The sequence below is a fragment of the Micromonospora sp. CPCC 205546 genome, assembly GCF_036902715.1.
Taxonomy (GTDB): Bacteria; Actinomycetota; Actinomycetes; order Mycobacteriales; family Micromonosporaceae; genus Micromonospora.
In genome coordinates this window covers 1-22,922 of the sequence record NZ_JBAKHL010000074.1, presented here as the reverse complement: position 1 = coordinate 22,922, position 22,922 = coordinate 1, and the positions used below count along the sequence as shown (strand labels likewise).

At 74.3% G+C, this 22,922-nt stretch carries 24 protein-coding genes and 1 pseudogene; 6 read left to right on the top strand and 19 right to left on the bottom strand.

The genetic code is table 11. The annotated features are described in order from the left end of the window. Positions 1-9 precede the first annotated feature (9 nt). From V6U77_RS25250 to pepN, 7 genes are all read right to left on the bottom strand, one after another. Positions 10-978, bottom strand: coding sequence for a helix-hairpin-helix domain-containing protein (locus tag V6U77_RS25250; protein ID WP_334609183.1), 969 nt, complete (start codon positions 976-978; stop codon positions 10-12). 281 nt (positions 979-1,259) lie between these two features. Continuing rightward, a complete protein-coding gene (locus tag V6U77_RS25245) occupies positions 1,260-1,838 on the bottom strand; it encodes a DinB family protein (protein WP_334609182.1) in 579 nt (192 codons plus the stop codon). A gap of 75 nt (positions 1,839-1,913) precedes the next feature. Beyond that, complete coding sequence (locus V6U77_RS25240; RefSeq protein WP_334609181.1) at positions 1,914-2,774, bottom strand: DegV family protein; 861 nt, start codon at positions 2,772-2,774, stop codon at positions 1,914-1,916. Positions 2,775-2,813: 39 nt separating this feature from the next. Further along, the gene (locus V6U77_RS25235; RefSeq protein ID WP_334609180.1) at positions 2,814-3,440 is read right to left on the bottom strand and encodes a histidine phosphatase family protein; all 627 of its coding nucleotides are present in this window, start codon (positions 3,438-3,440) and stop codon (positions 2,814-2,816) included. Continuing rightward, entirely contained in the window at positions 3,437-3,847 is a 411-nt protein-coding gene (rsfS, locus tag V6U77_RS25230; protein ID WP_334609178.1) for a ribosome silencing factor, read from the bottom strand. Before rsfS ends, V6U77_RS25235 begins: the two co-directional genes overlap by 4 nt. 110 nt (positions 3,848-3,957) lie before the next feature. After that, positions 3,958-4,554 carry a nicotinate-nucleotide adenylyltransferase gene (nadD, locus tag V6U77_RS25225; RefSeq protein ID WP_334609177.1) on the bottom strand — a complete coding sequence of 199 codons (597 nt, stop codon included), beginning with the start codon at positions 4,552-4,554 and terminating at the stop codon, positions 3,958-3,960. A gap of 71 nt (positions 4,555-4,625) precedes the next feature. Continuing rightward, positions 4,626-7,142, bottom strand: coding sequence for an aminopeptidase N (pepN, locus tag V6U77_RS25220; protein WP_334609176.1), 2,517 nt, complete (start codon positions 7,140-7,142; stop codon positions 4,626-4,628). Positions 7,143-7,212: 70 nt separating this feature from the next. Between pepN and V6U77_RS25215 the strand changes: the two genes are divergently transcribed. After that, a complete protein-coding gene (locus V6U77_RS25215) occupies positions 7,213-7,431 on the top strand; it encodes a DUF397 domain-containing protein (RefSeq protein ID WP_334609175.1) in 219 nt (72 codons plus the stop codon). 117 nt (positions 7,432-7,548) lie between these two features. Here the strand turns inward: V6U77_RS25215 and V6U77_RS25210 are convergent, their stop codons facing one another. Further along, positions 7,549-7,935, bottom strand: a complete 387-nt coding sequence (locus V6U77_RS25210) for a hypothetical protein (RefSeq protein WP_334609174.1) — start codon at positions 7,933-7,935, stop codon at positions 7,549-7,551. A gap of 296 nt (positions 7,936-8,231) precedes the next feature. On the opposite strand from V6U77_RS25210, the gene V6U77_RS25205 reads away from it, so the two are divergent. Next, positions 8,232-9,479, top strand: a complete 1,248-nt coding sequence (locus tag V6U77_RS25205; protein ID WP_334609173.1) for a cytochrome P450 — start codon at positions 8,232-8,234, stop codon at positions 9,477-9,479. A 54-nt stretch (positions 9,480-9,533) separates the two neighbouring features. On the opposite strand, the gene V6U77_RS25200 is transcribed toward V6U77_RS25205, so the two are convergent. Next, entirely contained in the window at positions 9,534-10,706 is a 1,173-nt protein-coding gene (locus V6U77_RS25200) for a zinc-dependent alcohol dehydrogenase (protein WP_334609172.1), read from the bottom strand. Then, complete coding sequence (locus V6U77_RS25195) at positions 10,703-11,338, bottom strand: SRPBCC family protein (RefSeq protein WP_334609171.1); 636 nt, start codon at positions 11,336-11,338, stop codon at positions 10,703-10,705. The genes V6U77_RS25200 and V6U77_RS25195 overlap by 4 nt, the downstream gene beginning before the upstream one ends. Positions 11,339-11,483: 145 nt before the next feature. Here V6U77_RS25195 and V6U77_RS25190 point away from each other — a divergent pair, with 145 nt between their 5' ends. Both V6U77_RS25190 and V6U77_RS25185 read left to right on the top strand, forming a co-directional pair. After that, on the top strand, positions 11,484-12,221 hold the full coding sequence (locus V6U77_RS25190) for a class I SAM-dependent DNA methyltransferase (protein WP_334609170.1): 738 nt from the start codon (positions 11,484-11,486) through the stop codon (positions 12,219-12,221). Next, positions 12,218-13,264 (top strand): glycosyltransferase, encoded by a 1,047-nt coding sequence (locus tag V6U77_RS25185; RefSeq protein WP_334609169.1) that lies wholly within the window; start codon positions 12,218-12,220, stop codon positions 13,262-13,264. Before V6U77_RS25190 ends, V6U77_RS25185 begins: the two co-directional genes overlap by 4 nt. 118 nt (positions 13,265-13,382) lie before the next feature. Here the strand turns inward: V6U77_RS25185 and V6U77_RS25180 are convergent, their stop codons facing one another. The 3 genes from V6U77_RS25180 to V6U77_RS25170 are packed head-to-tail and all read right to left on the bottom strand — an operon-like array spanning position 13,383 to position 15,326. Further along, positions 13,383-14,066, bottom strand: coding sequence for a DUF3618 domain-containing protein (locus tag V6U77_RS25180; RefSeq protein WP_334609168.1), 684 nt, complete (start codon positions 14,064-14,066; stop codon positions 13,383-13,385). Then, positions 14,063-14,515: a phage holin family protein gene (locus V6U77_RS25175; RefSeq protein ID WP_334609167.1), complete on the bottom strand. Its 453-nt coding sequence runs from the start codon at positions 14,513-14,515 to the stop codon at positions 14,063-14,065. Before V6U77_RS25175 ends, V6U77_RS25180 begins: the two co-directional genes overlap by 4 nt. 31 nt (positions 14,516-14,546) lie before the next feature. Continuing rightward, entirely contained in the window at positions 14,547-15,326 is a 780-nt protein-coding gene (locus V6U77_RS25170; RefSeq protein WP_334609165.1) for a hypothetical protein, read from the bottom strand. A gap of 261 nt (positions 15,327-15,587) precedes the next feature. Here V6U77_RS25170 and V6U77_RS25165 point away from each other — a divergent pair, with 261 nt between their 5' ends. Next, positions 15,588-16,067: a DUF4383 domain-containing protein gene (locus tag V6U77_RS25165; RefSeq protein ID WP_334609164.1), complete on the top strand. Its 480-nt coding sequence runs from the start codon at positions 15,588-15,590 to the stop codon at positions 16,065-16,067. A gap of 49 nt (positions 16,068-16,116) precedes the next feature. Further along, positions 16,117-16,806: a DUF6766 family protein gene (locus V6U77_RS25160; RefSeq protein WP_334609163.1), complete on the top strand. Its 690-nt coding sequence runs from the start codon at positions 16,117-16,119 to the stop codon at positions 16,804-16,806. Between the two features lie 14 nt (positions 16,807-16,820). Here V6U77_RS25160 and V6U77_RS25155 read toward each other — a convergent pair whose 3' ends face one another. From V6U77_RS25155 to V6U77_RS25130, 6 genes and pseudogenes are all read right to left on the bottom strand, one after another. Continuing rightward, positions 16,821-17,270, bottom strand: a complete 450-nt coding sequence (locus V6U77_RS25155; RefSeq protein ID WP_334609162.1) for a GNAT family N-acetyltransferase — start codon at positions 17,268-17,270, stop codon at positions 16,821-16,823. A gap of 202 nt (positions 17,271-17,472) precedes the next feature. Then, a pseudogene (gene obgE / locus V6U77_RS25150) lies at positions 17,473-18,915 on the bottom strand (GTPase ObgE); the annotation flags it as partial. A 91-nt stretch (positions 18,916-19,006) separates the two neighbouring features. Beyond that, positions 19,007-19,261: a 50S ribosomal protein L27 gene (gene rpmA / locus V6U77_RS25145; RefSeq protein ID WP_013288010.1), complete on the bottom strand. Its 255-nt coding sequence runs from the start codon at positions 19,259-19,261 to the stop codon at positions 19,007-19,009. A gap of 11 nt (positions 19,262-19,272) precedes the next feature. Further along, the gene (gene rplU, locus V6U77_RS25140; protein WP_088975625.1) at positions 19,273-19,587 is read right to left on the bottom strand and encodes a 50S ribosomal protein L21; all 315 of its coding nucleotides are present in this window, start codon (positions 19,585-19,587) and stop codon (positions 19,273-19,275) included. Between the two features lie 166 nt (positions 19,588-19,753). Then, positions 19,754-20,269: a hypothetical protein gene (locus V6U77_RS25135; protein ID WP_334609160.1), complete on the bottom strand. Its 516-nt coding sequence runs from the start codon at positions 20,267-20,269 to the stop codon at positions 19,754-19,756. A 117-nt stretch (positions 20,270-20,386) separates the two neighbouring features. Next, positions 20,387-22,922: Rne/Rng family ribonuclease (locus tag V6U77_RS25130; RefSeq protein WP_334609159.1), on the bottom strand; the 2,536-nt coding region annotated here is incomplete at its 5' end.

The window sequence follows — 22,922 nt, the reverse complement described above, 5'->3', positions numbered from 1 at the left end:
CGCGCGCCGTCACACCGTCACCAGGTCCTTGAGCTGCTCGTAGCGGGCGTCGCCGATGCCGTCGACCTGGCGCAGGTCGCCGACCGAGCGGAAGCCGCCCTGCTGGTCGCGGTGGGTGAGGATGCGCTGGGCGAGCACCGGCCCGACGCCCGGCAGCGCGTCGAGCTGCGCCAGCGTCGCGGTGTTGAGGTTGAGCCGGCCGCCGGCGCCGGGCGCGCCCGGGGCGGCCCCGGGCGCCGCCCCGGGCGGGGCTGCCGCGCCCGGCGGTGCGGCGACACCGACCAGGATCAGCTCCCCGTCGGTGACCTTGCGGGCCGGGTTGAGCAGGGCGACGTCCACCCCGGGCAGCGCCCCGCCGGCCGCCTCCACGGCGTCGGCGACCCGGGCCCCGGCCGGCACCCGGACCAGCCCTGGGCGGCGTACTTTTCCGGCGACCGCGACGACCAGCTCTCCGGCGGCGGTGGCGGCCGGCTCCGCGAGGCCCGTCACCGCCGCCCCGGACGCCTCCGCCGTGGCCACCGGGCGGACCGGCTCGGTCTGCGGCCGGGACCGCCAGGCCCAGAAGCCGGCCCCGAGCACCACCAGCACCGCGACGGCGGCCAGCGCCCGCACCCCCCGCCGACCCGGGTCGAACGCCCCCGGCCCGGGCAACCGGGAGGCCGACCCCGGGACGCGGGGCGGCGGATCGGGCTCCGGCAGCGCCGCCGCGCCGGCCGGCGACGCCGGTGTGCGGGGCGGCAGCGCCACGACCGGCTCCGCGACCGGGCCCGGCCGGTCGACGGACGACCCGACGGGCCTCCGATGATCGCCGGACAGCGCGGCCGGCCCCTGACGGTCGACGGACGGATCGGCGGGCCCCCCGGGCCGTTCCAGGGGATCGGCGGGCCCGCCGGGGTGCGCCCGTACGGCGCTCGACGGCCGGCCCGCCACCAGCCGGCGCAGTCGTTCCCGGACCACCGTCTCCTCGTCTTCTGGCACGACGCGAAGCTAGGTCCGCGAGCCCGGGGCGCGCGGCCGGCGGGGGGCCGGCTGTGGATGACGGCGCCGCTTGTGGACAACCGCCTGATCATGCCCGCGATCTGCTAGGGCGGCGAGGAACCGCAGCTCAGCGGGGGTGTAGGGCCCGAAGCCCACCGCCGGCGCGGCGAAGAGGACGCGCATCGGGACCGGGACGGCCCGCCTGCCCCGCCGACGCGCCTTCTGCTGCGCGCCGGCCCGCTCCTCATCGCCGCCGTGCGACTTCCCGGAGTGACAGGAACCTAGATGCCGCGGTTGCCGGCGTCGAGGGCAGCCTGCTCCACCCGCTGGCGGTGGTCCCGCCACCACGGCTCGTCAGCCGGTGGCAGGTTGTCGTTCTTGGGCAGCATCCCGGCCGCGCCGTCGATCAGCTCGCGCACGATGTCGGCGTGGCCGGCGTGCCGTTGTGTCTCGGCGACGACGTGGACCAGGATGTGGTGCAGTGTGACCGCCGCATCGCCCCACCACGGCACCCGGCCGACGTCGTCGAGCGCGAGGGCTTCGATGGTGGTGTCGGCGTGGGAGCTGGCGCGACGGTACAGGGCGACGATCTCCTCGCGGGTCTCGTCCGCGGTCGCCCACATGTCGGCATTGGTCTCGGCGGCGTCGCCGACGTACGGCAGCTCCTGCTCGAACGGCCGGCCGAACACGACGCCGAAGTAGAGGATCTCCATGGCCGCCGCGTGCTTCACCAGACCGAGCAGGTTGGTCGCGGTCCGGGTCAGCGGGCGGCGGACATCGTATTCGCTCAGCCCGTCGAGCTTCCACAGCAGCGAGTCACGGCCGCCCCTCAGATAAGTGTGCAGGTTGTCCTTCATCATCGGGTCACGATGGCATCCGGTCGGGTGTCGACGCTGCCCCGCGTGGTCCACGGAGATCGTGAACGACAGGACGCCCTAGCCGCTGACCGGCGGCCGGCGGTGCACGACGACGCAGGCCAGGCCGGGCCCGGCGTGCGCGGCGACCACCGCGCCGGCCTCCGAGACGTACGAGTCGTGCAGGCGCCCGCCCAGCCGGACCCGCAGCGTCTCCAGTAGCGCCTCGGCCCGCTGCGGCGCGGCGAGATGGTGCACGGCCAGGTCGACCTCGGCGTCGCCGGCGGCTTCTACCGCCAGGTCGACCAGCCGCGCCACGCCCCGGCTGGCGGTACGCACCTTGTCCTTGAGCACGATCGCGCCGTCCGGCATGTGCATGATCGGCTTGACCGACAGGGCGGTGCCGAGCAGCGCCTCGGCGGCGCCGATCCGGCCACCCCGGCGGAGGAACTCCAGCGTGTCGACGTAGAACCAGATGCTGGTACGGGCGATGGCGTCGACCGCGGCGTCGCGTACCGCCGGCAGGTCCTCGCCCCGCTCGGCGGCCGTGGCGGCGGCGACGGCAGGGAAGCCGAGGCCCATGCCGGTCGAGCGGCTGTCGACCACGGCGACCCGGTCGTCGAAGCCGGCGGCGGCCAGCCGGGCGGCCTCGACGGTGCCGGAGAGCCCGGCCGACAGGTGCACCGAGACGATCCCGTCGGCGCCGGCGTCGAACAGCTCGCGGTAGGTCCGGGCGAACTGCTCCGGCGCGGGGCGGGAGGTGCTCACCGAGACACGCCGGCCGCCGAGCGCCCGGGTGGCGTCGGCGGGGGTGGTCTCCACCCCCTCCAGCCCTTCGGCGCCGTTGAGCACGACGGTCAGCGGCACCACCGTCAGCCGGTGGGCGCGCAGCACTTCGGGCGGGAGGTAGGCGGTGGAGTCGGTGACGACCGCGACGGGCATGCCCGGCACGCTAGCCCATGTCGCCGGGGAACGCCCGGGTCAGACGGCCTCGGTGGCCGGGACGGTGATCAGGCCGACGTTGTGGGCGCGCAGGTGCCAGCCCCGGGTGTCGTCGTGGCGCAGCTCGGTCCAGTGGCAGTTCTGCAACGCGCCGATGGTGCGCAGGACGGCGTGCTCCCAGCCGAGCAGGTGACCGCACCCCTGCCGGGCCGCGCCGCCGTGGGTGGCCACCACCACGGTGCCGCCGGGCACGGCGTCGGCGGCGTCGGACAGTGCCGCGCCGACCCGCTTGCCGAGGTCGTCGAGGGTCTCGATGCCGGCGCCCGGGTCCGGGTCGCCGGCCCGCCAGCGGGCGAACTCGGCGGGGTGACGCTCGGCGGCCTCGGTGAGGGCGAGCCCCTGCCACAACCCGAAGTGCCGTTCCCGCAGCCGCGGGTCGGTGCGCACCGGCAGCCCGGTCAGCGCGGCCAACGCGCCGGCGGTGTCCGCCGCGCGGCTCAGGTCGCTGGCCACGATGGCGTCCGGACTCAGCCCGGCCAGCAGGGGCGCCGCGGTGCGGGCCTGCTCGCGGCCGAGGTCGTTCAGCGGTACGTCGGTCTGCCCCTGGACCCGGCTGGCGGCGTTCCAGTCGGTGTTGCCGTGCCGCCAGATGATCAGGCGGGTCATTCCGTGCTGGTGGAGCCGGTGCCGGACTCCGCGTCGACGAGGTCGCGGTCGACGAACGGGATCGTCGGGCAGTCCTTCCAGAGCCGGTCGAGGGCGTAGAACTCGCGCTCCTCGGTGTGCTGGACGTGCACCACGATGTCGACGTAGTCGAGCAGCACCCACCGGCCGCCCCGCTCGCCCTCGCGCCGGACCGGCTTGGCCTTCTCCGGCAGCTCGAGCAGCCGCTCCTCGATGGCATCGACGATGGCGAGCACCTGACGCTCGTTGGGAGCCGCGGCGAGCAGGAACGCGTCGGTGATGGCGAGTTGGTCGCCCACGTCGATGATGACGATGTCCTGCGCCTTCTTGTCGGCCGCGGCCTGGGCGGCGGCGAGAGCCAACTCGTGGGCGCGTTCGGAAATTGTCACCGTTCTCCTTCGATCAACCGTGCGATCCTCCAAGCGTCTCATACCCGGCGGAATCCCGACTCGTCAGTTCTGGCGCGTTACCCGCCCGAAACGCCCCTGACCGGGGCGAATCACTGCTGGTAGAGGCGTCGCTTGGCGATGTACTGCACCACACCGTCCGGCACCAGGTACCAGACCGGCTCCCCCCGGGCGACCCGGGCCCGGCAGTCCGTCGACGAGATCGCCATGGCCGGGACCTGCACCAGGCTCACCGTGTCGGCCGGCAGGTGCGCGTCGGTCAGCTCGAAGCCCGGCCGGGTCACCCCGATGAAGTGGGCCAGCTCGAAGATCTCGTCCAGGTCCTTCCAGGAGAGGATCCGCTCCAGCGCGTCCGCGCCCGTGATGAAGAACAGCTGCACCTTCGCGCCGTACTCGGCGTGCAGGTCGCGCAGCGTGTCGACGGTGTAGGTGGGCCCGCCCCGGTCGATGTCGACCCGGCTGACCTGGAAACGCGGGTTGGAGGCGGTGGCGATGACCGTCATCAGGTAGCGGTCCTCGGCGGGGCTGACCGGCTCGTCCGCCTTCTGCCACGGTTTGCCGGTGGGGACGAAGACGACCTCGTCCAGCCCGAACCGGTCCGCCACCTCGCTGGCCGCGACGAGGTGCCCGTGGTGAATCGGGTCGAAGGTGCCGCCCATGATCCCGACCCGCCGGATGTCTGCCTCCACCCCGCGATCCTAGGCCGGGCGGAACGGGCGGCTCCCCGGGGCCGCCGGTCCGTCCCGCCCGGCGGGCGGCGTCAGGCCGCCGCCGCGGCGACCGCCGTCCGGGCGACCAGGGCGCGGCGCAGGTCGTCGTCGGCGTCGCTGACGACCCGGCGCAGGCCGGGGGTGACGTCGTCGCGGGCCAGCAGCGCCGCGGCCGCCTCCCGGGTGGGCTGCGCCACGGCGTAGCGGGGGAAGGCCAGGTCTGCCACCTCGTCGGCCACCAAGGGCGTACGCGACCGCGCGGCGGCCGGCATGTCGGCGAAGTAGCGCGCCACGTAGCCGGCGGTCAGGTCTGCCTGTTCTGGCTGCCAGAACCCCTCGGCGGTCGCCTCGACCAGCCGGTTGGACAGCTCGGTGTTCGACACGACGATCTCCCACGCGGCCCGCTTGGCGGCGGGGTCGGGCAGCGCGGCGCGGCAGCGGGCGGCCCGCTCGGCACCCGTGGCGCTCCGGTCGGCAGCGGCCTCGGCGGCGATCTCCGTGGCGCCGGCCGCGCCGAGCACCACCAGCCGCAGCAGCAGCGCCCAGCGCAGCTCGGCGTCGACCGCCAGCCCCGGCGGGACGTCGCGGCCCGCGAGCCAGCCGGCCAGCCGGTCGGCGTCGGTGCTGGCGGCGAGCCAGCCCCGGGCGGCCGCGAGCTGGAGCGACCCGCCGGCCGGGGTGCCGTCGAGCAGTTTCCGGCAGGCGCCGGCGACCTGCGCCAGGGCGGCCTGGCGGGCGGGCGGGTCGAGGTAGCGGTCGACCAGCGGGCGACTGAGCGTGAGCACGTCCTCGGCGATGATCACCTCGGTCTCGGTGGGGAGGGCGGCGGCGACCAGGGCGACCAGGCCGGCCACCGGACGCTCCCCGTCGGTGGCGGCGTCCAGCGCCTCGCTCCAGAGCAACGCCCGGGCCAGCGGGTCCGCCAGGCCGGGCAGCACCAGCGGCACGGCGTCCGCCGACGCGGGGTCGAGTCGGATCTTGGCGAACGTCAGGTCGCCGTCGTTGGGCAGCAGCAGCCGGGCCGCCGGCTCGCCGGCCAGCTCCGTGAGCACCGTCCGGCCGCCGTCGGCGTCCGGGTCGAGGTCGACCTCCGTACGGACGACCGTGCCGTCGGCGGCGTACCGGCCGACACCGATCCGGTGCGGGCGCAGCACCGGGTACGGCCCCGGGGCCGTCTGCCCGATCGCCACCTCGGTGTAGCGGCCGTCCGCGTCGACGGTGACCTCGGCGCGCAGCGTGTCGACCTGCGCCGTACGCAGCCAGCGCTGCGCCCAGCCGGACAGGTCGCGCCCGCTGGCGTCGGCGAGGCTGCCGAGCAGGTCGGCCAGGGTGGCGTTGCCGAACCGGTGCCTCGCGAAGTGGGTGTTGAGGCCGGCGAGGAAGGTGTCGTCGCCGAGCCAGGCGACGAGCTGCCGCAGCACGCTGGCGCCCTTGGCGTACGAGATGCCGTCGAAGTTGAGCAGCCCCTCGGCGGCGTCGGCGACCTCCTCGGGGGCCACGGGGTGGGTGGAGGGGCGCTGGTCGGCCGCGTAGCCCCAGGCCTTGCGGCGCAGGGCGAAGGTCGTCCAGGCCCGCGCGAAGCGGGTCGCCTCGGCGGTCACCCGGGTGCCGAGGTACTCCGCGAAGGACTCGTTCAACCACAGGTCGTCCCACCAGCGCATGGTGACCAGGTCGCCGAACCACATGTGCGCCATCTCGTGGGCGATGGTGGTGGCGCGCCGCTCCCGCTCGGTGTCGGTGACCGCGGAGCGGAAGACGTAGTCGTCACGGAGGGCGACGAGGCCCGGATTCTCCATCGCGCCGAGGTTGAACTCCGGCACGAACGCCTGGTCGTACTTGCCGAACGGGTATCGCTCGGCGAAGAGCTGGTGGAACCGGTCGAGGCACTGCCTCGTGACCGTGAGGATCTCCTCGGCTTCGGCGTCCAGGTGCGCGGCCAGCGAGCGTCGGCAGTAGACGCCGAGCGGGATGCCGTCGTGCTCGCCGCGCCGTACGTGCCAGGGGCCGGCGATCAGCGAGACGAGGTACGTGGCCAGCGGGGCGGTCGGGGCGAACTCCCAGCGGCCGGGGCGCGGGTTGGCGGCGAGCTGGCCGTTGGCCGCGACGACCCAGTGCGGCGGGGCGGTGACCGACAGGGTGACCGGGGCCTTCAGGTCGGGCTGGTCGAAGGCCGCGAAGAGGCGCTGCGCGTTGTCCAGGAAGGACATCGCGTAGAGGTAGGTCTCGCCGTCGGTCGGGTCGACGAAGCGGTGCATGCCCTCGCCGGTGTTCGAGTACGCCATCTCGGCGGAGACGGTGAGCGTGTTGGTCTCGGCGAGCCCGGTCAGCGACAGCCGGTTGTCGACGAGCGTGGACGCCTCGACGTCGCGGCCGTCGAGGCGTACCGCCAGCAGTTTCGCGGGTTGGACCTCGACGAAGGTCTCCGCGCCGGGGATGGCCCGGAAGCGGATGGTGACGTCGGAGCGGAACCGCTCGCCGTCACCGGTCAGGTCGAGATCCACCTGATAGGACTCGACCGTGATCGCCGCGCCACGCGCGGTCGCCTCTACACGGGTCAGGCTCGGCATCCGCCTATCCTGCCCGATGGGGAACCGTACGTGTCTCCCCCATGACCCGGTGGCACTGGAGGAATGAACGATGGCTTCGCACCCCAAGGGCGACTTCGACCACTCGCGGGCGGTCTGGCAGCGGGCTGAGGGTGACACCTCCGAGAGCGCCGTCGAGGTGGCCTTCGTCGACGACCTCATCGGCATGCGCAACTCCGCCGAGCCGGACGGTCCCGTCCTGGTCTTCACCCAGGCCGAGTGGGACGCCTTCGTCGCCGGCGCCCAGGACGGCGAGTTCGACCTGGACTGACGGCGGGGCCCGTCCCGCGTGGACGCGCGGGGGACGGGCGCCGCCCCGGCTCGGCAACGCCGCCAAGCTACCCGCGCCCGGAGCGCCGAGGCGATGACACACCGCCGAAGTCTCCAGCTAGTCGCCGTCGCCCCAGCCGAGCCCGCCCGGCCCCGGGGCGTGATGGAAGCCGGGATGACCGGCCACGTCGGCGCAGCGCTCGCCGTCCGGGCCGGACGCGCCGCAGAACAGCCGCTCGGCGCGCTGCCAGGCGTCGGCCGGCGACAGCGCCGACGCGCCCAGGGCCAGCTCGGGTCGCAGCAGGCTCAGCGCCTCCGCGTAGCCCACGGCGAGTTCCCGGGCCGACTCCGGGTCGGGCGCGGTGAAGCCGAGGTGCAGGGTGAAGAACCGGCCCGGCCGTGCCGGGCGGCGGGCCGCAGCGATCAACGACGCGTCCTCCCGTGCCGCGCCGAGCCCCTCCAGTGCCCGTCGTTGCCGCCAGTACGGCGGCCTGTTGTCGCGCATGCGCCCTCCCGTGAGGATCGGGCGCCCACCACGCTGCGGGTGGCCGCCCGCGTTCCCGCCCGGCTGCCTGTCGTCGGCACGCCGTCGGCGGCCCGAACGGACCGCTTCCCCGAGCCAACCAGCTTCCCCGGGCTCCTGGGAGGGGCCAGCAGCCGCCATGCCTGCTGGCCCCCTCCCCTCACGTTCCGCCGCCCGCCCCGGCCGTGCGCCGGGGTTCAGTCACGGCGGCCTGGGTAGACGCAAGGACACGGACAGGACCCGGCCGGCAACGGCCGCCACGCCGGCCAGGAGGCACCATGGCGACCATCCCCACGGAGCGCAGCCCGGACAGTTCGGTGGCGTTCCTGCGCGAGGGCTACCGCTTCGTCGGCCGGCGCTGCGACCGGCACGGCACCGACATCTTCCAGGCTCGGCTGCTGCTGGAGCCCACCATCTGCCTGCGCGGCCGGCCGGCGGCGGAGCTGTTCTACGACACCGAGCGCTTCGTCCGAGCCGGCGCGATGCCGAAGCGGGCGCAGCGCACCCTCACCGGCCGCGGCGGCGTGCAGGGCCTCGACGGGGCGGAGCACGCCGACCGCAAGGCCATGTTCATGTCGATCATGACGCCGGCCGCGGTCCGGCACCTCGCGCAGCTCTTCGACGACGAGTGGCGGGCCCGCGTGCCGACCTGGGAGTCGGGCGCGCCGGTGGTGCTGTACGACGAGGTCGGCAGGATGCTGACCCGCGCGGTCTGCGCCTGGGCGGGCGTGCCGCTGGCCGACGCCGAGGTGGACCGGCGCGCCGCCGAGCTGCACGCGATGATCGAGGGGCCGGCGGCGCTCGGCCCCCGGCACTGGCGTGGCCTCTGGGGCCGCCGCCGGGGCGAACGCTGGGTCGGCCGGCTCGTCGACGGGGCGCGCGCCGGCACGCTCCCGACCCCCGACGGCAGCGCGCTGCGGGTGATCGCCGAGCACCGCGACGCCCACGGCCGGCTGCTCCCCCGCCGGATCGCGGCCGTCGAACTGCTCAACGTGCTGCGCCCCACGGTCGCCGTCGACCGTTTCGTCGTCTTCGCCGCGCTGGCCCTGCACGACCACCCGGCCTGGCGGCAGCGGGTCCGCGAGAGCGACGAGGCCACCGAGAGCTTCGTGCAGGAGGTACGCCGCTACTACCCGTTCTTCCCGATGGCCGCCGCCCGGGTCCGCCGCTCGTTCGACTGGCGGGGCTACCACTTCCCGCGCGGCCGGCGGGTGCTGCTCGACCTGTACGGCACCAACCACCACCGGGCGCTCTGGCCCGAACCGGAACGGTTCCGGCCGGAGCGCTTCACCGGCTGGCGGGGCGACCCATTCGCCCTCGTACCGCAGGGCGGCGGCGAGCACCTGAGCGGTCACCGCTGCGCCGGGGAGTGGCTCACGATCGAGCTGATGAAGCGGTCGGTGACGAACCTGACCACGACGATGCGGTACGACGTGCCACCGCAGGACCTGGCGCTGAGCCTGCGTTCGATGCCGGCGCTGCCGCCGAGCGGGTTCCTGATCACCAACGTCCGCCGTACGGCCTGAACGCGGCGCCGCCCCGGGACCTGGCGTCCCCGGGGCGGCGCGGTCGCGGCGGGCTCAGGCCGGGTGCAGGACGCTGCGCAGGCAGCCGTCCTCCTTCTTCTCGAACATCTCGTAGCCCCGCGCCCCCTGCTCCAGCGGCATCGGGTGGGTGGCCAGGTAACCCGGGTCGATCTCGCCGGCCGCGATGCGGTCCAGCAGCATCGGGATGTAGCGCTGGGCGTGCATCTGCCCCATCCGCAGCACCAGCGCCTTGTTCATCGCCGCGCCGAGCGGGAACTTGTCCACCAGCCCGGCGTAGACGCCGACGATGCTCACCGTCCCACCCTTGCGGCAGGCCATGATCGCCTGCCGTACGGAGGTGGGGCGGTCGGTCTGCATCCGGGCGGTCTGCTTCGCCTTGTCGTACGCGTACACCGGGCCGACGTCGTGCGACTCCATGCCGACCGCCTCGATGCACGCGTCCGGCCCCCGCCCGGCGGTCATCTCCCGCAACGCCTCCAGCACGTCGGTCTCGGCGTAGTTGACCGTCTCCACGCCGAGCCGGTCGGCGGCGGTGGCGAGCCGCTCCGGCAGCCGGTCGATCACGATCACCCGCTCGGCGCCGAGGAGTTGCGCCGAGCGGGCCGCCATCTGGCCGACCCCGCCCGCGCCCCAGACGGCGACCACCTCGCCGCCCTTCAGCGCGCAGAAGTCGGCGGCCATCCAGCCGGTGGGCATCGCGTCGGAGGCGAACACCACCGAGTCGTCGGGCACCCCGTCGGGCACCGTGAACGCCCCGACGTCGCCGAAGGGCACCCGGACGTACTCGGCGTGGCTGCCGGAGTAGCCCCCGGCGGCGTGCGAGTAGCCGAGGATGCCGGCCGGCGAGTGGCCCCAGAGCTTCTCGGTGAAGACCGGTTGCGGGTTGGAGTTGTCGCAGAGCGAGTACTGCTCGGTGCGGCAGTACCAGCAGCCGCCGCAGGCCACCACCGAGCCGACCACGACGCGGTCGCCGACGCGCAGCCGTCGTACGCCCGGGCCGGTCTCCACGACCTCGCCCATGAACTCGTGGCCGAGGACGTCGCCCTCCCGCATGGCCGGGAGGAAGCCGTTGATCAGGTGCAGGTCGGAGCCGCAGACGCTGCTGGCGCCGACCTTGACGATGATGTCGCCCTCGGCACGGATCCGCGGCTCCGGCACGTCGCGCACGGCCAGCTTGCCGACGCCTTCCCAGCAGAGCGCCCTCACGCCCGTCCTCCCGTCGTCAGCTTCTCGCGCACCTTGTCGGTCGCCTTCTCCTGGGCCGCGCTGCGCCCGGACGGGTCGCGCCGGGTGTCGATCACCTGCCCGCACTCCACCAGCGCCTTCACCCGGCGCAGCGCGTCGCGCAGCCCCAGGTCGGGGTCGTCGCCGCCGAGGAGTCCGAAGGCGCGGCGCAGCGGCCCGGAGCGCCACCGCAGCTCGGCGCGGACCTCCGTGCCCCGGTCCTGGGGCGCCGGGGTCAGCTCGACCGTGCCCTCCTGCTCGGGCCCGTCGACGACCCGCCAGCGCAGCCGTCCGGGCCCCACCACGGTGATCTCGGCCCGCCACTCGGTGCCCCCACCGGCCGGGTCCCGCGCCACGCAGCGCCACCGGTCGCCGTCGAGCTGCTCCAGGGTCGCCCACTCGGCCAGCGCGCGGTCCATCCGTTCCCGGTCGGTCCAGAAGCCGATCACCGCCTCCACCGGCCGGTCGATCGTCACCCCGCGCCGCACCACGTACCAGCCGTCGCGGCGCTCGGGCTGGCGTCGGTGTCGCCGGCGGGCCACCGCCCGGCCGACACCGAGCACGGTGACCGTGGTGGCGCCGAGCAGCGCCCACCTCGTTCCGTTGCTGGTCATCACGTCTCCTCCGCCCGGGTGCCCCGGGGATGGACCACCCGCACCGGTTTCGCTACCCGGACCCGCCCGACCGAAACGACGTACCGGTTTGGCCGTCCGAGAACCGGGCACCTGCTGCGGGCACCCACCACCACCGGGAGGCACCGTGTCCTTCGACGCCAGCGAGTACGGCCGGCACGCCGCGGACGTCTACGACGAGACGTACGCGCACCTGACACCGGACGCGGCGGTGGAGCGCCTCGCCGCGCTGGCCGACGGCGGCCCGGTGTGCGAGTTCGGCCTCGGCACCGGTCGGCTCGCCCTGCCGCTGGTCGCGCGGGGACTGACCGTCGCCGGTGTCGAGGGCTCCCCGGAGATGGCCGCCGGGCTGCGCGCCAAACCCGGCGGGGACGCGGTCGAGGTGGCCGTCGGCGACTTCGCCGAGACCCGGGTGCCCGGCGAGTTCGCCCTGGTGGTGCTCGCGTTCAACACGATCTTCGCGTTGCCGGACCAGGCCGCCCAGGTGGCCTGCTTCCGCAACGCCGCCGCCCACCTGCGCCCCGGTGGCCGGTTCGTCGTCGAGGCGTGGGTGCCCGATCCGGGCGCCTTCCGCGCGGGCGGCGCGCTGCGGCCGGTGCGGGTGGCGGAGGACGTGGTGCTGCTCGAGGCGGCCCTGCTGCACCCCGCCGAGCAGCGGATGACCACCACGAAGGTCCGCTTCACCAACGGCGGGGTGCACCTGCTGCCGGCCAACCACCGCTACGCCTGGCCGGCGGAGCTGGACCTCATGGCCGAGCTGGCCGGGCTGCGCCGCGAGCACCGGTGGGAGGACTGGACCGGCCGGCCGTTCACCGACCACAGCCGCGAGCACGTCTCCGTCTACCGCCGCCCGGAGCAGGCGTGAGCGCCCCGGCCCGCCCGGCCGGCGCCGCTCCCGGCGGCGACCGCCACGGCACCGTCGCGCCGACGGCGGGGGGCGCCGGGCACCGGCTTCCCATGGCGTACGTGCTGCCGCTGCGCTGGAGCGACGACGCCGAGCTGGCCGGGCTGACCGGGTACCTGCGCCGGCTGAGCACCCTGGTGGACGTGACCGTGGTCGACGGGTCGCCGCCGGAGCTGTTCGCCCGCCACGGCGAGGCGTGGCGCGGCCTGGTGCGGCACCTGCGGCCCGATCCCGCCCTGCGCGGCGTCAACGGCAAGGTGACCGGGGTCCTCACCGGCGTCGGCGCGGCCCGGCACGAGCACGTGGTGATCGCCGACGACGACGTCCGGTACGACGAGGCGGGGCTGCGCGCCGTGCACCGGCTGCTGGACCGGGTGGACCTGGTCCGCCCGCAGAACTACTTCGACCCGCTGCCCTGGCACGCCTGGTGGGACACCGGGCGCACCCTGCTCAACCGGGCACTCGGCGCCGACTACCCCGGCACCCTGGCGGTACGCCGTAGCACCTTCCTCGCCATGGGCGGGTACGACCCGGACGTGCTCTTCGAGAACCTGGAGCTGATCCGCACCGTGCGCGCGTACGGGGGCACCGAGGCGGCACCCGCCTGGCTGCACGTACGCCGGCTCCCGCCCGACACCGCCCACTTCCTGGGCCAGCGGGTCCGCCAGGCGTACGACGATCTGGCCCAGCCGGTCCGCCTGGTGACCTCGCTCGCGGTCCTGCCGGCGCTGGCGGCGGCGGTCGCGAGGCGGCGACCGGGGCTGCTGCTCGGGGCGGCCGCGACCACGGTGGCGCTGGCCGAGGCCGGCCGGCGCCGGGGCGCGGGCACCACGGTCTTCCCGCCGGCCACCGCGCTGGCGGCCCCGCTCTGGCTGCTGGAACGCGGCGTCTGCAGCTGGCTCGCCGTCGGCCGCCGGCTGCTCCTCGGCGGGGTCCGCTACGCCGGCGGCCGGGTGCGCCGCGCCGCCCACTTCGAACGCACCCTCCGCCGCCACCTGCGCTGACTCCCCGCGCCCGCCCCCACGGCGGTACGCGCCCGGCACGCACACGACAGCTCGCGGCCACTCCCCGGACGGTGCTCCGGGAGTGGCCGCGAGCTGCGGCGTGCGGTGACCGGGCTGGTCAGTACCGCACCTGTTCGCGGGACTGCTGTGCCTGGTCCTTCACGTCGTGCGCGGCCGAACGGGTGTCGTCCTTGACGGCGTGCACCGCGTCCTGGGCGGTGGACCGGACGGACTCGGTGGCGTGCTGCGCCGGCTCGCGCAGCTCCTCCTTCAGCTCGTTGGCGACCTCGCCCAGCTTCTCCTTCACCACCCCGGCGTGCTCGCCGGCCTTCTCCTTCACCTGCGACGCCATCTGCTGCTCACGGCTGGTCGCCGGGATCAGCGAGGACGCGAGCCAGCCGACGCCGAAGGCGATCAGGCCCGCGGCCAGCGGGTTGCCCTCGGACTTCTGCCGGATCACCTGCGGCGCGCGCTGCGCGGCGTCGCTGACGCTCGACGCGGCCGAGTGGGCCTTGTCGCTGACCGTCGAGGCGGCCGAGTGGGCCTTGTCGCTCACCGTGGAGGCCGCCGAGGATGCCTGGCCGCCCACCGCGTGGGCGCCGTGCTTGGTGCTGTGACCCAGGTCGGAAGCGGTTCCCATCACCTTGTCCCTCACATTCTGCAGTGCGTTGCGGGCCCGCTGCTTGCGGTCGTCGACGATGCGGGCGGGGCTGACCTTGTACGCCAGCGCGTCCACGTCGGAACTCAGGTTGTTCCGGGTGGCTTCGATCTCCCGGCGGATCTGGTCCGGGTCGGTGCTCATCGGGTGACCTCCTGCGGGTGGGGCTTGAGCGCGTCGGGGATGCGCTGCACGCTGTCGTTGGTCTGCTTGAGGCCGCGGATGTGCTCCGCGCTCTTCTTGGCCTTGGAGTAGAGGACCGCGGCGATCGCGCCCCAGATGACGGCCACGATCAGCGCCGCCCAGCCGGCGTCCATCACGTTGGACAGCCCGGCCCAGAGGGCCAGTGAGAGGAAGAGGGCCACCATGTAGCCGCCGAAGCCGGCGCCGCCGAAGAAGCCGGCGGTCTTGCCCGCCTTCTTGCCCTCCTGGCGGATCTCGGCCTTGGCCAGTTCGACCTCCTGCCGCATCAGCGTGGACAGGTCGCTGGTCACCTGGCGCATCAGCTCACCGATCGAGCTGCCCCGGACCTCGTCCGCGTCGTGGGGCTGGTAGCCGGAGTCCAGCCCCGGCCCCTGCGTCGGCATGCTCATGCCGCCGCCTCCCTTCGGGTGATTCGTGGGCTCACGGACGGGTGGTCCCGGTCGACGGGACGCCCGGCAGCGGGTCGGTCTGGCTCACCGGCGGCAGCGGCTGGCCCACGCCACCGGCGGGGTCGGCGTAGCTGGTGGTGGTCTGCGGGTCGGCGTACGCGCCCGGGGTCGGGTCGAGGTAGCCGCCCGGCGGCACGGCGTCCGGCACGGCACGCGGGGCCGGCGGGGTCGGGATGACCGCGGTCTGCTCGGGGTCGTAGCCGGCACCCGAGTCGTACGCGCGGTGGCCGTTGCCGCTCTGGCCGTCGCCCGCGGCGGAGATGTTCTTGGTCAGCCGGCCGGCGAGCACACCCAGCACGGCGGCGCCGACCAGGAAGGTGCCCGGGTTGCGACGCGCGTAGTCACGCACCTCGGCGATGATGTCGCCGGGCTCGCGCTGCTCCAGCCAGCCGGCCACGCCGTGCACGCGGTCGGCGGCCTGGCGGGCGATCTCGCTCACCGGACCGGCCTGGCCGCCCTGCTCGGCCATCGAGCGCATCTCGTCGGCCAGCGAGCGGAGCCCACCGGCGGCACGCCGCTGCTGCTCCCCGGTCTGGCTGGCGAGCTGGCTGCGGGCCTCGCCGTAGAGGTTGCGCGCCTGGCGCTTCGCCTCGACGGCGACCTCCCGGCCCTGCTCCTTGGCGGTCTCGGCGACGGCGCCGCCGGCCTGCTTGGCCTCCGAGCCGACGTGGCGGGCCTGCTCGCGGACACCGCTGCCGTTGGTGGGCTCGTGCCCGTACGTGGAGGGCGTGGGTGACAGATCGTAGGTCATGATTTCCCTTCCGCTCGGAAAGTCTTCGCGGGTGTGTGCTGGGGGGGGGTGCGCCGGCTCGTTCCTGCCGTCGCATCTCTTGACCTACCCTGCGTCGCCGGTTCCATACCTCCTTCGTGACTTTCCCTGCGGGGCGCCGCGGGGCCGCTACAAAATGGAGGATCGTCGGTCCGGGTGTCGGATCCGTCACGAACAGTGAGGTCGGCTCCTCGCTGCCGGTGCCGCGGGCAGGGCGTTCCGCGGGTCCACGGAGGTGAATCGATGGCACGGAACGCACGCGGCGGCCCCCGGGGGCCGAAGCCGCGGGTGCAACTCGCCGCCGTGGCGGTGGCCGGTGTCTTCGCCCTGATCGGGGTGCTCGGGTTCATCCCCGGCATCACCACGGGCTACGGCGACATGACGTTCGCCGGCCACCACTCCGAGGCCCGGCTGCTCGGCCTGTTCCAGGTGTCGATCCTGCACAACGCCCTGCACCTGGGCTTCGGCCTGGCCGGCCTGGTGATGGCCCGCAGCGTCGCCGGGGCCCGGGTCTTCCTCGCCGGCGGCGGCGCCCTGTACCTCGGCCTGTGGCTGTACGGCTTCGCGATCGACCGGGAGAGCGCGGCGAACTTCATCCCCGTCAACGACGCCGACAACTGGCTGCACCTCGTCCTCGGCTTCGGCATGCTCGCGCTCGGGCTGCTGCTCTCCAACCAGGTGGGTACGGGCACCCGGCCGGACGCCCCCTTCGACCGGCCCTGATCCCTCGCCGCGCGGCGGCGTTTGTCCTCCCTGCCCCTGGGGCAGGGAGATGCCGGTATCCGTCGACGAGGAGGTCGTCATGCCGAGGTGGCTGCGGGACCACGCGTTGACCGTGGCGATGTTCGGGGCGTTCCTGGTCTTCCTCGTGCTGCAGAGCGTGTTCGGCTGGCAGACGCACAACGAGGAGCTGGCCGAGTTCGGGGCCGCGCCGACGAGCTGGCCGGCGTACCTGCGCAGCGGGCACTTCATGGAGTCGGTCTTCGAGAACTGGGAGTCGGAGTTCCTCCAGATGGGCGGCTACGTCCTGCTCACCGCGTACCTGGTGCAGCGCGGCTCGGCGGAGTCGAAGCCGGTCGGACAGACCGACCGGCCCGAGGACGACGAGCGGCGGGCCACCGCGGACTCCCCCTGGCCGGTACGCGCCGGCGGGCTGCCCCTGGTGGTCTACCGCAACAGCCTCTCCATCGCGCTGCTACTGATCTTCGCCGGCTCGTTCGTCGGCCACCTGCTCGGCGGGACCGCCGCGTACAACGAGCAGCAGGCGTTGCAGAGCGGGGCGCCGCCGATCGGGGCGTGGGAGTTCCTCGGCACCAGCGAGTTCTGGTTCCAGTCGATGCAGAACTGGCAGAGCGAGTTCCTCGCGGTCGGCACGCTCATCGTGCTGAGCATCTTCCTGCGTCAGCACGCGTCGCCGGAGTCGAAGCCGGTCACCGCCGCGCACGCCCACACCGGCGACTGACGGCCCGACGGTCGTCAGGCCGGCACACGCAGCCGCTTGGCGAAGCAGACGCTGTACGGGTTGCCGACGTACCGGCCGTAGACCGGGATGGGCTCGTACCCGCTGGAGGTGTAGAGCCCGATCGCGGCCGGCAGGTACGTGCCGGTCTCCAGGCGGAGGACCGCGTGCCCCTGCTGGAAGGCCAGATCCTCCAGGGCCGCCAGCAGTTGCCGGGCGACGCCCCTCCCCCGGTACGCCGGCCGGACGTACATCCGCTTCACCTCGCCGGTGCCGTCGTCGAGTGCCTGGATCCCACCGCAGGCGACCGCCCGCCCGTCGGCGACCACCACCAGATAGCGGATGTCGTCGTGGGTGACGGTCGCCTGCCCGTCCAGCCCGCCGTCGGCCACCCGCAGCTCGCGCTGCTGCGCGGCCACCAGGACGTCGATCTCCGGATCGGTGGCGGGGCGTGACTCGATCAGCATCAGGCCACGCTAGGCGGCGGGGATTTCGGGCAGGTTGCCGACAGCCGACCCGCTCGCGGAGCGCGCGGAGCTATCCGGCGTCGTCCCGCGCGGCGGCGTGCGACGACCCGATCCCGGGGGACGCGACCGTCCCGCCGGCGGGGCCTGTCTCCCGGGCGGGGCCGGCGTCGTCGAAGCCGTCCCCCTCCGACGGGTCGACGTCGTCCGAGACGTCGGCGTCGGTGCCCTCGACCTCGTCCTCCGGGCGCTGCCGGCGGGCCTTGCGGGCGGCAAGGCGCTCGGCGGCCGAGGCCCGGCTGGACTTCTCCTCGAGCCGGACGTCGGTGCCCCGGTTGCCCGGGACGAAGTCGGCGCCCGCGTAGAGGGTGGGCTGCCAGTCGAACTCCCGCTCGCCGATGCGGACCAGGTCGCCCGGCTCCGCACCGGCCTTGCCCAGCTTCTCCTCGACGCCCAGCCGGGCCAGCCGGTCGGCCAGGTAGCCGACGGCCTCGTCGTTGTCGAAGTTCGTCTGCCGCACCCACCGCTCGGGGCGGACGCCGCGCACGACCCAGGCGCCGTCCGGCGCGGCCTCGATGGTGAAGCCCACGTCGTCGACGGCCCGGGGCCGGATCACGATCCGCGTCGCCTCGGCGGGCGGCGCGGCCCTGCGCCCCTGCTCCACCAGCTCCGCCATGGCGTACATGAGCTCCTTGAGCCCCTCCCGGGTCGCCGCGGAGACCTCGAACACCCGGAAGCCGCGCTCCTCCAGGTCGGGGCGGACGATCTCGGCCAGGTCCCGGCCGTCCGGCACGTCGACCTTGTTGAGCGCCACCAGCCGGGGCCGGTCGGCCAGGCCGCCGTACTCGGTCAGCTCGGCCTCGATGGTGTCGATGTCGGCCACGGGGTCCCGGCCGGGCTCCAGGGTGGCGGTGTCGATGACGTGCACGAGCACCGCGCAGCGCTCGATGTGCCGCAGGAACTCCAGGCCGAGACCCTTGCCGGTGGCCGCGCCCGGGATCAGACCCGGCACGTCGGCGACGGTGAAGGTGTGGTTGTCCAGCCGGACCACGCCCAGGTTCGGCACCAGGGTGGTGAACGGATAGTCGGCGATCTTCGGCTTGGCGGCGGAGATCACCGAGATCAGCGACGACTTGCCGGCCGACGGGAAGCCCACCAGCCCGACGTCGGCGACGCTCTTGAGCTCCAGCACCACGTCGAGCTGCTCGCCGGGCTCGCCCAGCTCGGCGAAGCCGGGGGCCTTGCGCCGGGCGTTGGCCAGCGACGCGTTGCCCCGGCCGCCGCGCCCGCCCCGGGCCACCTCGAAGGTCGTGCCCGCGCCGACCATGTCGGCCAGCACCGTGCCGTCGGAGGCCTGCACCACCGTGCCGTTCGGCACCTTGAGCACGAGGTTGCGGCCGTTCGCGCCGTCCCGGTTCGACCCGGCGCCACCCTTGCCGTTCTCGGCCTTGACGTGCGGGCGGAAGTGGAAGTCCAGCAGCGTCGTCACCTGCGGGTCGACCACCAGGGACACGCTGCCGCCGTGCCCGCCGTTGCCGCCGTCGGGGCCGCCGAACGGCTTGAACTTCTCCCGGTGGATCGAGACACAACCGTGCCCGCCATCGCCGGCCTGCAGGTGCAGGACGACCCGGTCAACGAACGTCGCCACGGACGTCAATCCTTCCAGCGAGGTTCACGCCCCGCACGAAAAAAGCAAAGCGGGCCGGGACACGAGGTCCGCGGCCCGCAACGCCTTCGAACTACTGCTGCGGCACGATGCTGACGGTCTTGCGACCGCGCTTGGTGCCGAACTGGACCGAACCGGCGGCCAGCGCGAAGAGCGTGTCGTCTCCGCCGCGGCCGACCAGGTCACCGGGGTGGAACTTGGTGCCACGCTGACGGATGAGGATCTCACCCGCGCTGACGACCTGACCACCGAAGCGCTTCACGCCGAGCCGCTGGGCCGCGGAGTCACGGCCGTTGCGCGAGCTGGACGCACCCTTTTTGTGAGCCATGTGAGGACGACCTACTTCCCGCTGGAGATGCCGGTCACCTTGACCTGGGTCAACGGCTGGCGGTGACCCTGGCGCTTGTGGTAGCCGGTCTTGTTCTTGAACTTGTGGATCCGGATCTTCGGGCCCTTGGTGTGCGCGGCGATCTCGCCGGACACCGCGACCTTGGCAAGCTTCGCCGCGTCGGTCACCAGGTCGTCACCGTCGACGAGGAGCACCGCGGTGAGCTTCACCGCGTCGCCGGGGGCACCGACGAGCTTCTCGACCTCGATCACGTCGCCCTCGGCGACCTTGTACTGCTTGCCGCCGGTCTTGACGATCGCGTACATCGGAGGCGGACTCCCTGTCGTTGAGGCTGCTGGCGGGTGTTCCCGCGGCGGCTCGCCGGGTAGCAGAGGCACGGCGGCGCGGGCACGCGAGAACTCGGCACACCAAAGTGCGCCGCAGGTCAGCGTACGCCATCGGAGGGCCGACACCCAAACCGGCCCCGCCGGGTCAGCGGGCGCAGAGCTGGTCGAGGCGCGAGCGGAGCCGGTCGAGTTCGGTCTCGTCGATCGAGTCGACGTCGGTGCCCAGCGTGCCGACCTCCGCCGCCATGTCCGCGAGGAGCGTCTTGAGCTGCGCGTCCTCGGCCCGGGTCGACTCACGCCGCAGCGTGCTGCGCCACTCGGTCAGCGCCGTGGAGATCCGCTCGCGGGCCGTCCGGGCTGCCGCGGCGTCGTCCGCCCCGACCGCCGCCACCATCTTGCCGAGCTCCTCCACGTACGTCCGCACGGCCGTCTCGCCGGCCCGCTGTGCCGCGGCACACACCTGCGGGGCGTTGCCGCCGGCCGCCCCGCTGCCGGCGCCCGGCCCGCTCGGCGGCGCCCCACCACCGGTGGGGCCGCCTGGTGTGGCGGCGCCCGACGGGGCTCCGCCGGACGGGGCGGCTCGCTCGGGCCGCTCGGCCGCGCACCCGGTGCCGGCGAGCAGGACAGCGGTGAGCGCGGTGACGGCGAGCAGACGGCGCATCGTTCTTCTCCTGACCGCAGGCGGCCGATCGTGGCCGGGGATCGACCATACGACAGGGCCCCTCCCGCCGGACATCACCGGGAAGGGGCCCCGTCTCACGTCGGACCGGTCAGCCGGTCACGGTCGGGTACGCCGCCGCGCGCCGCTGCGGCGGGAGCGGCGCCGGCCCGCGCCGCCCTCCGACTCGTCGCCGTCGGCGTCCGAGAGCGCGTCCGGATCGTCCGGGGCGGCCAGCCGGGCCGACTCGCCCGTCTGGCTGTCGGCGACGTCTCCCGCGGCGGCGGTGTCCGCCTCGTAGCGGGACAGGTCGTAGCCCATGGTGTCGTGGTACTCGGTCTCGGTCTCGGCCTCGGGGCCGGCGTCGGCGACGGTCTCGGTGACCTCGGCCACGGTGCGCTCGGTCGGGGCGCTCTTGCGTGCCCGGCGCCGGGACGTGCCCGCGCCCTGCTCCGCCACCGGGGCGGCAACGGCCGAGGCGACCGCCTTGACCTTCTCGCCCGCACCGGCGCCGGAACGCGGCTTCTCCGGCACCGGCTCGGTGTGGATGATCAGACCCCGGCCCTTGCAGCACTCGCAGGTCTCGCTGAACGCCTCCAGCAGGCCCGCGCCGATCCGCTTGCGGGTCATCTGCACCAGACCGAGCGAGGTGATCTCGGTGACCTGGTGCTTGGTGCGGTCCCGGCCCAGGCACTCGGTCAGCCGACGCAGCACCAGCTCACGGTTGGACTCCAGCACCATGTCGATGAAGTCGATCACCACGATGCCGCCGAGGTCGCGCAGCCGGAGCTGGCGGACGATCTCCTCGGCCGCCTCCAGGTTGTTCCGGGTGACCGTCTCCTCCAGGTTGCCCCCGGAGCCGGTGTACTTACCGGTGTTGACGTCGACGACCGTCATCGCCTCGGTCCGATCGATCACCAGCGAGCCGCCCGAGGGGAGGAAGACCTTGCGGTCCAGCCCCTTGATGATCTGCTCGTCGATCCGGTACTCGGCGAAGACGTCGGCGCTGCCGACGTGGCGGCGCAGCCGGGCGACCAGGTCGGGCGAGACGTGCGACAGGTACGACTCGACCATGTCGTACGACTGCTCGCCCTCGATCACCAGCTCGCGGAAGTCCTCGTTGAACAGGTCCCGGACGACCCGGATGACCAGGTCCGGCTCCTCGTAGAGCAGCACCGGGGCGCCGCCCTCGGCCGCCTTGGCCTGGATGTCCTCCCACTGCGCCTGCAGGCGCTTGACGTCACGCGCCAGCTCGTCCTCGCTGGCGCCCTCGGCGGCCGTCCGGACGATCACGCCCGCGCCGTCCGGCACGAGCTTCTTCAGCACGTCCCGCAGCCGCTTGCGCTCGGTGTCGGGCAGCTTGCGGCTGATGCCGGAGGCGTTGCCGTGGGGCACGTAGACCAGGTGCCGGCCGGAGAGCGCGATGTGGCTGGTCAGCCGGGCGCCCTTGTGACCGATCGGATCCTTGGTGACCTGCACCAGCACCGAGTCGCCGGAGCGCAGCGCCTGCTCGATCGAGCGCGCCCGCCCCTCCAGGCCGGTGGTGTCCCAGTTCACCTCGCCGGCGTACAGGACGGCGTTGCGGCCGCGCCCGATGTCGACGAAGGCCGCCTCCATGCTGGGCAGGACGTTCTGCACCTTGCCGAGGTAGACGTTGCCGGCCATGGAGCCGGAGGAGTTGCGGGTGACGTAGTGCTCGACGAGCACCCCGTCCTCGAGGACGGCGATCTGGGTGCGGTCGCCGCGCTGGCGCACCGCCATCACCCGGTCGACAGCCTCCCGGCGGGCCAGGAACTCCGACTCGCTGAGGATCGGCGGCCGGGTCCGGCGCTGCTCGCGGCCGTCGCGGCGGCGCTGCCGCTTGGCCTCCAGCCGGGTGGAGCCGGAGACGCCCTGCACCTCGTCGACGGTCTTGCGCGGCTCACGGATCTTGACGACGGTCGGCACGCCGTCGTCGGCGCCCGCCTCGACGTCGCCGGCGCCCCGGCGGCGGCGACGTCGACGGCGGCGGGTCAGCGCGTCGCCGCCCTCGGACTCCTCGTCCTCGTCGCCCTCGGGCTCCTCCGCCTCGGCCTGCGCGGCCTCCTCGGACTCGTCGTCCTCGGCGTCCTCGGCACCGCCCTTGCCCCGGCCACGACCGCGGCGGCCACGCCGGCGCCGGCGGCGGGCCGCGGCGCTCTCGTCGTCGTCCTCGTCCTCGTCCTCGGCGGCCTCGTCGGTCTCGTCGGCCGGTTCCTCGGGCTCGACGGCCTCGACCGGCTCGACGTCGCGGCGGCCACGCCGGCGCCGGCGCGCCGGCTCGACCGGCTCCTCGGCCGCGGGCTCCTCGGGCTCCGGCTCCGCTGCTGGCGTCACGACCCGGGCGATCGGGACGTCCTCGGGCTGCGGGGCCATGAAGAGCACGGTGGGCGCGGAGAGCGCGGCCCGCCGGCGGCGGGTGCGCGGCTCGGGCTCGACGGCCGGCTCGGGCTCGACGGGCGCCTCGGCCGACTCCTCCTCGACGGGCGGGGTGACCGCCACGCCCGGCGGAACCTCGCCGGAGCGGCTCTGTGCGCCGCTGGCGGCGACGGGCGGAGCGACGGCGCCGAACCCGGTGCCGGCCTCCGGCGCGGCGGCGGCCGGCGGCTGCTCCGCGGCCCCGGCGGGCGCGGCGGCC